8 protein-coding genes and 2 pseudogenes are annotated in these 9,828 nt (G+C 64.1%); 7 read left to right on the top strand and 3 right to left on the bottom strand.

Annotated elements, in window-relative coordinates; genetic code table 11:
* Window positions 1-359: 359 nt before the first annotated feature.
* The 3 genes and pseudogenes from ACS5Q1_RS33510 (at window position 360) to ACS5Q1_RS33500 (ending at window position 2,068) form a co-directional block, all read left to right on the top strand.
* On the top strand, window positions 360-788 hold the full coding sequence (locus tag ACS5Q1_RS33510; protein WP_473102267.1) for a MerR family transcriptional regulator: 429 nt from the start codon (window positions 360-362) through the stop codon (window positions 786-788).
* Window positions 724-965 (top strand): annotated as a pseudogene (locus ACS5Q1_RS33505) (carboxymuconolactone decarboxylase family protein); the annotation flags it as partial. The gene ACS5Q1_RS33510 and the pseudogene ACS5Q1_RS33505, both read left to right, overlap by 65 nt.
* A 107-nt stretch (window positions 966-1,072) precedes the next feature.
* Complete coding sequence (locus ACS5Q1_RS33500; RefSeq protein ID WP_473102266.1) at window positions 1,073-2,068, top strand: aldo/keto reductase; 996 nt, start codon at window positions 1,073-1,075, stop codon at window positions 2,066-2,068.
* Between the two features lie 442 nt (window positions 2,069-2,510).
* Here ACS5Q1_RS33500 and ACS5Q1_RS33495 read toward each other — a convergent pair whose 3' ends face one another.
* Window positions 2,511-3,896, bottom strand: coding sequence for an aminotransferase-like domain-containing protein (locus ACS5Q1_RS33495; RefSeq protein WP_473102265.1), 1,386 nt, complete (start codon window positions 3,894-3,896; stop codon window positions 2,511-2,513).
* A gap of 199 nt (window positions 3,897-4,095) precedes the next feature.
* Between ACS5Q1_RS33495 and ACS5Q1_RS33490 the strand changes: the two genes are divergently transcribed.
* The gene (locus ACS5Q1_RS33490) at window positions 4,096-4,527 is read left to right on the top strand and encodes a DUF983 domain-containing protein (protein WP_473102264.1); all 432 of its coding nucleotides are present in this window, start codon (window positions 4,096-4,098) and stop codon (window positions 4,525-4,527) included.
* A gap of 36 nt (window positions 4,528-4,563) precedes the next feature.
* Window positions 4,564-5,136: a cytochrome c oxidase assembly protein gene (locus ACS5Q1_RS33485; RefSeq protein ID WP_473102263.1), complete on the top strand. Its 573-nt coding sequence runs from the start codon at window positions 4,564-4,566 to the stop codon at window positions 5,134-5,136.
* Between the two features lie 40 nt (window positions 5,137-5,176).
* Here ACS5Q1_RS33485 and ACS5Q1_RS33480 read toward each other — a convergent pair whose 3' ends face one another.
* Together ACS5Q1_RS33480 and hemA are read right to left on the bottom strand one after the other, a co-directional pair.
* Window positions 5,177-6,262, bottom strand: a complete 1,086-nt coding sequence (locus ACS5Q1_RS33480) for a pyridoxal phosphate-dependent aminotransferase (RefSeq protein WP_473102262.1) — start codon at window positions 6,260-6,262, stop codon at window positions 5,177-5,179.
* Entirely contained in the window at window positions 6,259-7,515 is a 1,257-nt protein-coding gene (gene hemA, locus ACS5Q1_RS33475) for a 5-aminolevulinate synthase (RefSeq protein WP_473102261.1), read from the bottom strand. The genes ACS5Q1_RS33480 and hemA overlap by 4 nt, the downstream gene beginning before the upstream one ends.
* 371 nt (window positions 7,516-7,886) lie before the next feature.
* On the opposite strand from hemA, the gene ACS5Q1_RS33470 reads away from it, so the two are divergent.
* Both ACS5Q1_RS33470 and ACS5Q1_RS33465 read left to right on the top strand, forming a co-directional pair.
* Window positions 7,887-9,296, top strand: coding sequence for a cytochrome ubiquinol oxidase subunit I (locus tag ACS5Q1_RS33470; protein ID WP_473102268.1), 1,410 nt, complete (start codon window positions 7,887-7,889; stop codon window positions 9,294-9,296).
* A pseudogene (locus ACS5Q1_RS33465) lies at window positions 9,293-9,828 on the top strand (cytochrome d ubiquinol oxidase subunit II); the annotation flags it as partial. The gene ACS5Q1_RS33470 and the pseudogene ACS5Q1_RS33465, both read left to right, overlap by 4 nt.

Here is a 9,828-nt window from a genome sequence, read left to right as displayed (position 1 = left end):
CGCGCGGATATCCATGATGGCCAGGAGCAATCGCTCCACATGGGCCGGATCCATGAGCGCAAGACCAACCTCGCCATCTCGAAAAGCCTCTTGCGACGCACGGCCGGTCCATACAAATGGGTCAGACATTCAGGTCGCGCAACAAACATCGGCTTTGAAGCACCAAAGCCGGCCAAGCTCTTTGGTCCGGGGACCCCAAGAGCTGCCTTTTGGCTCGGACTGCGGTCCTTCTGCTATCGACCTACGGACGACGCACAACTGTCGCCTCTATTGCGGCACTGGCGAAGCCATTTTGCCCCTTGACTTAGAGTGCGCTCCAACCCCTAGCCTTGGAAGCATCGTGGCGAAAGAGAGCATCCATGAAGATCGGGGAACTGGCAAAGTGCTCGGGGTTGTCGGCCCACACCATCCGTTACTATGAGCGGATAGGGCTGCTTCCATATGCCGACAGAGACCAATCGGGCCAGCGTGACTACGACGCATCAATCCTGGTCTGGATCGAGTTCCTCGGCCGTTTGAAGATGACCGGCATGCCGATCCGGGAGATGCTGCGCTACGCAGCCTTGCGGGAGCGCGGCGTCGACACGGAAGCGGAACGCCGTGAGCTGCTGGAACAGCATCGCGAACGTGTGCGTGCCCGCCTGGCCGAGCTGTCGGATTGCCTTCTCCTCCTCGACAACAAGATCGCCGGCTACACCGCCACAACGATGAGGAGAAAGGAATATGACCCAGCACCTCCAGAGCGCCGACGAAAGCCGGCTCGAGCGCGGCCGGCGCATGCTCGCTGAAATTGACGGCGAAGCGGCAGCAATGTGATCGCGGCCTTGGCAGACATGGCGCCCGACTTTGCAACCTATCTGTTCGAGTTTCCTTTCGGCAACATCGACAGCCGACCGGACCTCAATCTGCGCGGCCGCGAGACTGCAACGATCGCCGCGCTGACAGCTTTGGGCAATACCACCCCAACAGAAAGCCCGTCCCTGCAATGCGAGAGACCCACGGCCGGACAGAACTAGGCATCGCTGGCCAGCTTGCCGGTGGATCTATGGCGTTAAATAGAAGGAACGAACTGATGAAGACACGCAAACTCGGTCCCCACCTCACCGTTTCGGCCGTTGGGCTCGGCTGCATGGGTATGAGCCACGCATATGGTGGCCAAGACGAGCAGGAGTCCATCCGCACACTTCATCGGGCTGTCGAGCTCGGGGTCACCTTCTTCGACACAGCTGAGGCCTATGGCCCGTTCGAAAATGAAATCCTGGTCGGCAAGGCATTGATGCCCTACCGCGACAAGATGGTGATCGCCACCAAGTTCGGCTTCCGGCTCGACACAAGCAAGAAGGGCGCGGACGCCATGTCTGGCGTCGACAGCCGGCCGGAACATGTCCGCGAAGTGGCCGAGGCGTCGCTGAAACGGCTCGGGGTCGAGGTGATCGACCTTTTCTACCAGCACCGCCTCGACCCGCAGGTGCCAATCGAGGATACCGTCGGCGCCATGGCGGACCTTGTGAAGGAAGGCAAGGTGCGCGCGCTCGGCCTTTCTGAGGCGGGCGCCGCCATCATCCGCCGGGCCCACGCCGTCCATCCGATTTCCGCTCTTCAGAGCGAATATTCGCTCTGGACCCGCGATCCGGAAGGCGAAATCCTCGATACCTGCCGTGAACTCGGCATCGGCTTCGTGCCGTTCAGCCCGCTCGGCCGCGGCTTTCTGACGGGCAAGATCCAGAAGCCGGAGGATTTCGGCGCCGAGGATTTCCGACGGACGCTTCCCCGCTTCAGTCCCGAGAACATGGCCGCCAACGCCTCGCTCGTGAAAATGCTGGAAGAGATGGCGGCGGAAAAGGGCGTGACAGCCGCACAGCTCGCGCTTGCCTGGGTCATCAACCAGGGAGATTTTATCGTGCCCATTCCCGGTGCACGGAAGATCGCGCATCTGGAGCAGAACGTCGCCGCTGCGGATATTACGCTTTCACCGGAGGAGCTGAAGTCGCTCGGCGACATGCTGGCGCCGGAAAAATTCGCCGGCAAGCGCTATGGCGATGCAGCCATGTCGCTGACCAACAGGTGAGTTTGCTTGATGCCACCCTGTCCTCAGGATGGCATCACAATCAAATCGAGTGCTCTCCATCCGCTGATGAAAGAGAAGGGAGACGATGTTGGAGGAGGAGACAGTCCAGTCCATCGTCTAACTTTACTTGGACGACGGGGACGCGTCCCCGTCGTCCGCGCAGCTCAATCGAAAAACCGGCTCCCCATGCGGTCGTTCGCCGTCCAGATCTTTAGGATCGCAATAGGTCAGGCATGAAGTTCGCCGACTTTTTGGAATGTCTGGTGCTCCCGCGTAAGCGGACATTCGGTGCACTTCCGCCCCCTGCCATTAGGCGACCTTTACGGCTCCCGTTTATCCATTCCATCGGGGTCCGCCCCACCAGGGGATCGAGTTAGCTGTTACGTCGTCGCGATCCCCTCGCGCTGATTGAGGACGCGACAGTACCCGCGCTTTAAGCAGGTCACACGATCGAGGACAGAGCGCTGGGGCCATACGACAGGACCGTCGCCAGAAGGTTGAGCCCGCGTTCCAGCATGGCTTGGTTCTGCGCCGCGCCAAGAGAGACGCGAATGGCCTCCGGAGCAGGCCCGACCGCGAAGGCCTCGCTTGGCACTAGGGCAAGGCCCGACTGCCGCGCATAGAGGTTGAGGTCGGTCCGGCGCCAACGCTCCGGCAGGGTCAGCCAGAGATGATGCCCTTCCGGGTGCGCCTGGAACTCAATGCCTTGCAGGACCCGACCTGCGATGGTCTGTCGGGCGGCGCTCTCCTCGCGAATGGCCACCGTGATGGCATCCAGCGTGCCGTCCAGGATCCATTTCGAGGCGAGTGCCGCCATGAGGGGCGGCATCATCAGGGACATGGCCCGGATTTCTGCCGCGAGCCGCAGGGTGTCGGCAAACCTGGGTGTAACCACGTAGGCCGTCCTCAGGGCGGGTGTTACGCACTTCGACAGGGTGGCGATGTGCCAGGTGATCTCCGGCGCGAGCGCTGCGATCGGTGCCGGAGCCTGGCGGGGCAGTGCGCCGTAGGCGTCATCCTCGATAATCGCGATGCCGGTGCGGCGTGCCACTTCGGCGACAGCTTCGCGCCGCTGGGTGGACATGGTCGCGGTTGTCGGATTGTGGACGGTGGGGACGCAGTAGACCGCTCTCAGCTTCTCACGCCGGCATGCGTCCTCCAGAGCGGCAGGGTCGATCCCCTCGCGGTCCATGGCTACGGGCACCAGCCGCACCTTGAGCTGCTCGGCGATCGCGCGCAGGCCCGGATAAGTGAGATCCGGCACGCCGATGGCCTCGCCCGCCTGAACCAGAACCCGCACGACGGCATAGAGCGCCGTCTGGGCGCCTGATGTCACCACGAGGCGATCGACCGGGACCGGACCCAGGCGTGCGCCGAGCCATCGGGCGGCTGCCGCGCGATCCGGCCTGGCCCCAACACTCTCCTGGTAGTGCAGGTGCATGAGTCCGTGGGGAGACGAAAGGACACCTGCAACTCCCTCCTGGATACGCTCGCGCAGCCTCGCCGCCGATGGCTGCGGCGGCATGTTCATGCTCAGGTCGATGATCGGGGAGTCGGCAGGCCCGACGTTGTCCTGCTCCAGCGCCTTGCCCCGCACGTAGCTCCCCCGTCCGGTGTTGGCCTCGATCAGCCCCATCCTGCGGGCCTCGTTGAAGGCGCGGGTGACGGTGGTGAGGTCCACTCCGAGTTCCTTCGCGAGCTGGCGCTGCGGCGGCAGGCGGTACCCGGGCTTGAGGCGTCCGGACTGCACGTCGGCCAGCAGAGCCTCCGCGATGGCCAGGTACTTCGGCCCGCTTTCCTTCTCGATCTGCGGCAACCAGGACAACACGTTTCCTTGACCTTCTTGTCTTGTAAATGTATGGCTCATGCACGACATACATAATGTGCAAAGCGGACTAGTGCAAACCTCGACCCGGTCCGTTGTACCTTCCCAGCCCGAGTACCGAAATTATCGTCTAATGTATGGACAGTCAATCCATACATATACAGCTACCCAGAAAACCGGGCCTAGATCTGAAGGATCTGAGATGACCAAGACCCTGACCGCCAAGGATGCCATCCTCAAGCACGGCCTCAAGTGCCGCTGCCCCCGGTGCGGCAAGGGCCGCCTGTTCAACGGCTTCCTGACCCTCGCCCCGCGCTGCGAGGCCTGTGGTCTCGACTACTCCTTCGCCGACCCGGCCGACGGCCCGGCCTTCTTCGTCATGATCATCATGGGCATCCCGGCGGCGGCGTTCGGCGTGTGGGTCGAGACAACCTGGGAGCCCTCCTTCTGGGTGCACGTGCTCACCTCCTTGCCGTTCCTGCTGCTGACCTGCATTCCGCCGATCCGTCCCACCAAGGGCATGCTGGTCGCGAGCCAGTACTTTCACAAGGCCGAGGAAGGACGCTTCGAGATCCCGCAGCAAGCGCCGAATAAAGGACCGCCCACCTCCGGCCCGGTCGGTTCCCGCGGCTGAGCCGTCAGTCCCTCCCTATCACCGAAGGCTGCCGCCATGTCCGACACCGATCGTTCGCCCGCGGGACGAACCCGCAACACGGCCCTGACCTGCCTCACCGTCGCTGCCGGCATGCTGGGCCTCGCCTATGCCTCCGTCCCGCTCTACGACCTCTTCTGTTCCGTCACGGGCTTCGGCGGCACCCCAATGCTCGCCTCCGGGCCGGCCTCCAGAGTGCTCGACCGCACGCTCACCATCCGGTTCGATGCGAACGTCGCGCCCAATCTTCGCTGGCGCTTCACGCCGGAGACGCCCGCGATCAAGGTCAAGGCCGGCGAGACCCAGACCATCACGTACAAGATCCAGAACACGGGCGATGCCCCGGCCACGGCCATGGCGGCCTTCAACGTCCTGCCGGAGCTTGCGGGCGGCCACTTCATGAAGCTGGAATGCTTCTGCTTCCAGGAGAACACCCTCAAGGCGGGCGAGACCATGGAAGCAGCGGTGGTGTTCTTTATCGACCCAGCCATCGCGGACGACCCAGGCATGGCCGAGGTGCACGACATCACCCTTTCGTACACGTATTTCCCATCGAAGAACGGCAGGACCGCGGAAACCTCCACCAAGTGAACTCCCAAACGGTTATCGATCGCAGCAGGAGGAGCCTGGCTCAGGATCCCTGCGGGAGCAGGCGGTCCAACGCCTCAAGCAATGAAGCGTTCTCGGCCGTGGTGCCGATCGAAATGCGCAGGCTGGCGCGCAGCCGATCCTGGTCGAACCACCTGACGAAGATTCCCTCGTCCGCCAATCCCCTTAACAGACGCCTTGCCGTCCCACGTGGATGCGGGCTCATGGTCGCGAGCAGGAAGTTTGCCTGCGAGGGAGCGCAGGCGAATCCCCGGCTGAAGAACTCCCGCGTCATGCGGGCCCTCTCGGCACGGACGAACGCCCAGCTCGCAGCCGCCTCGTCCCGGTGGCGAAGGGCCGCCTCACCCACCCTCTGGGTGACCGAGTCCACGTTGTACGAATCCTTTGTCTTCGACGCCATCGGCGCCACGAGACCGGGCGAGCCGATCCCGTAGCCCAGGCGCAGGCCGGCAAGGGAGTAGCCCTTGCTCATCGTCCGCAAGAGCAAAACGTTATCGCGCTCCCGCACCAGGTCGATGGTGTCATGTCCGACCGCCGGATCGACAAAATCGACATAGGCCTCGTCCACGACCAGCACGCCCTTGAAGGCCCGTGCCACTTGCGCCAGGTCCCGCGCCGATGTGAGCCGCCCCGACGGGGCATGCGGGTTGACGAGGATCGCCAGCCTGGCTCCGGCCTTGTTCCATCTGCGAGCGATGTCCGATGACACGGACCAGTCGTCATTCAACGGCACCCGACACAGCGGGCTGCCATGGATGGCGGCCAACACCGGATAGAGGGAATAGCTCGGCTCCGCGAGGCCGAGCGGGGCGCCGGGCGGCAGGAACGTCGTCAGCGCCAGCCGCAGGAGTTCGTCGCCGCCATTGGTGGCGACGATGTGATCCGCCGTCAGGCCATGCAGGCGGGCGGCCGCGGTGCGGAAGCCCCAGGCCGTGGGATCGGGATAGCGGCGCAGCATCTCCCCGTCGATGCCGGCCAAAGCCGCGAGAACCGCCTCGCAAGGCGGGAACGGGTTCTCGTTGGTATTCACCTTGGCCCCTGCTCGTGCTAGCTGCTCGCCCGGGACGTATCCGCCCATGTGCCGCACGTTCTCTCGCTCGAACGTCATGCCGTGCGCCCCATCCCGAGTCCGTGCGCCTGGAACACCGCCGTCAGCGCCTCGACGAGGTGGTCCACCTGCTCGCACGTGTGGAGCGGGGTCGGCGTGATCCGCAGCCGCTCGGTCCCACGCGGCACGGTGGGGTAGTTGATCGGCTGGATGTAAATTCCGTGCCGCTCCAGCAGGTCGTCCGCGATGCGCCGGACCAGATGGGCATCGCCCACAAATACCGGGACGAGGTGGGTCTCGGACGGCATCACGGGAATCCCCGCCGCCTTGAGACGGCTCTTCACGGTGGCCACGACCTCCTGGTGCCGCTTGCGCTCGGCGGTGCTCGCCTTGAGGTGCGCCACGCTCGCGCGGGCCGCGGCCGCGACGGCTGGCGGCATCGACGTGGTGAAGATGAAGCCAGGCGCATGGCTGCGCACGAAGTCGATCAAGGGTGCCGAGGCCGCGATATAGCCGCCGCCGCAGCCGAACGCCTTCCCCAGCGTTCCCTGGATCACCGTCAGGCGGTGCATCTGGCCCTCGCGCTCGGCCACCCCACCGCCACGCTCGCCATACAGCCCGACTGCATGGACCTCGTCGAGGTAGGTCATGGCACCGTAGCGCTCGGCGATGTCGCAGATCGCTCTGATCGGGCTGACGTCCGCGTCCATCGAGTACACGCTCTCGAAGCACACCAGCTTTGGCCGCGCCGGGTCGTCGACCGCCATCAGGCGCTCGAGATCCTCCATGTCGTTGTGCCGGAAGATGCGCTTCTCGGCCTTGGAGTGGCGGATGCCCGCGATCATGGAGGCGTGGTTCAGGGCATCCGAGTACACGATGCAGCCCGGGATCATCCCGGCGAGCGTGGAGAGCGCGGCCTCGTTGGTCACGTAGCCCGTGGCGAAGACGAGCGCCGCCTCCTTGCCGTGCAGGTCTGCGAGCTCGCGCTCGAGCAGGACGTGGTCGCGGGTGTTGCCGGAGATGTTGCGGGTTCCCCCGGCCCCGGTCCCTACCCGGTCGATGGCGTCGTGCATGGCCTTGAGCACCGCCGGATGCTGGCCCATGCCGAGGTAGTCGTTCGAGCACCACACGACGACAGGCTCCTGTCGCCCCGGCACGTTCGCGAGTGGGAACTCCCCCGCTCTGCGTTCCAGCTCGAGAAAGATCCGGTAGCGCCCGTCCGCCTTCAGGACCTCCAGGGACTGCTGGAAAAACTGATCAGGATCGAACGTCGCTGTGAGGGACCGGCGGTCGAAAGCGAGTTGAGTGTTCATCGATCTCTCCTGAAGCAAGCGACGCTGGCCTTGTATGTACGCTAATCCATACAAATAGCGACCTAAGGTTGGGAGCGACTTCTATGATTTACCGGGAGAAATGTCGCGATGCCGGAATGCATATCTGCCCTGCCTCAATGTCACGCATTCAGCTGCGTATGTTGCTTGCATGCAGATTAAATAAAGACAATAGCAGGAGCCGAAATTTCGTCCGATTCGACCTGCCGGGTGCCGTAACGCCCCGGACAGCTCATTCGCAGAAACTTTGGAGAGGTGCCATGGAAGGCCTCTTTGCCCGCTTCGCGGCGGGTCAGACACGATCAGCCGCAGACCTATCTCTGGGAGGACGGGATGTTTGACCAGTTCGACGCCTGCTACTGGCGCGGTTCCAGTTCGCGTTCACGGTCTCCTTTCACTTCATCTTCCCGTCCTTCTCGATCGGGCTGGCGAGCTACCTTGCGGTGCTGGAAGGGCTGTGGCTGTGGACCGGGCGCGAGGTTTATCTCAATCTGTTCAAGTACTGGCTCAAGATCTTTGCTCTGGCGTTTGCCATGGGCGTTGTCTCGGGCATTGTCATGTCCTATCAGTTCGGCACCAACTGGGCTGTGTTCTCCGACAAGGCCGGGCCGATCGTCGGCCCCCTGATGGCCTACGAGGTCCTGACCGCCTTCTTCCTGGAGGCCGGCTTCCTCGGCATCATGCTGTTCGGCATGGGGCGCGTCGGGCGACGGCTGCACTTCGCAGCTACTCTTGCGGTCGCCATCGGCACCTTCATCTCGGCCTTCTGGATCCTGTCCGCCAATTCCTGGATGCAGACCCCGGTCGGCTACAGCGTGAACGAGGCCGGGCAGTTCGTGCCGCAGGACTGGTGGGCCATCGTGTTCAACCCGTCGTTCCCCTATCGCCTGGTGCATACGGTGATGGCGGCGTATCTCACCACGGCTCTGGTGGTCGGTGGCGTCGGCGCCTGGCATCTCCTGCGCGAGCGCACCAACAAGGGCGCCCGGGTGATGTTCTCGATGGCGATGGGCATGGTGGCGGTCGTCGCCCCGCTCCAGATCCTCGCCGGCGACATGCACGGCCTCAACACCCTCGAGCACCAGCCCGCCAAGGTCATGGCGATGGAGGGACACTTCGAGAGCCATCCTGAGGGTGCGCCCTTGATCCTGTTCGGCATGCCCGACCAGGAGGCCGGCATAGTGCGTAATGCCGTCGAGATCCCGAAAGTAGGGTCACTCATCCTCAAGCACGACTTGAATGCCCCGGTGGATGGACTCGACACATTCGACCGCGCCAACTGGCCCTACGTGCCCCTCGTGTTCTGGTCCTTCCGCGTCATGGTGGGGCTCGGCTTCGCGATGCTGGGCCTCGGCATGCTCAGTCTTTGGGCCCGATTCCGCGGCAAGCTCTACGAGTGGCACCCGCTACACTGGCTGGCCTTGGCCATGGGTCCGGCGGGCTTCGTGGCCGTGATCGCCGGCTGGGTCACCACAGAGGTCGGTCGCCAACCCTTCACCGTCTATGGCCTGCTCAAGACCGCGGCGTCGGCCTCGCCGCTCGAGGCTCCGGCCGTGGCCGCCTCGTTGCTAACCTTTATCGTCGTCTACTTCATCGTGTTCGGGGCCGGCACCGGCTACATCCTCAAGCTCATGGGCAAGCCGCCGCTCCGCGGCGAGACAGGGCCCGAGGCCGGACCCGACCATCCCATCCGCACCGCCGGCATCACTCCGGCACCCTCGGTCGATCCCAACCGCACCCTCGGCGCGGAGGCCAGATCATGACAACCCTTCTCGACCTCCCGACGCTCTGGGCATTCATCATCGCGTTCGCGGTCTTCGCCTACGTGGTGATGGATGGCTTCGATCTCGGCATCGGCATCCTGTTCCCCTTCTTCAGTCCTGGACCGGAGCGTGACAGCGCCATGAACTCGGTCGCCCCGGTCTGGGACGGCAATGAGACGTGGCTGGTGCTGGGCGGTGGCGGCCTCATGGCGGCCTTTCCGCTCGCCTATGCCATCATCCTGCCGGCCCTCTACGCCCCGATCATCGCCATGATGCTGGCGCTGATCCTCCGTGGCGTGGCCTTCGAGTTCCGCTGGCGCGATCCCGGGCATCGGCGTTACTGGGACTTCGCCTTCACGACGGGCTCGATCGTCGCGACGCTGTCGCAGGGCATTACGCTTGGTGCCCTGCTCCAGGGCATCGAGGTAGAAGGGCGCTCCTATGCCGGCGGCTGGTGGGACAGGGTGGTCGGCGGCCGTATCCTCGCGGGAAGATGGAGCTACGGGACCTCGTCCCGTGGTTCGCATTACGG

This window comes from Microvirga sp. GN3 (genome assembly GCF_055792825.1).
This window is presented reverse-complemented; position numbering and strand designations above follow the sequence as displayed.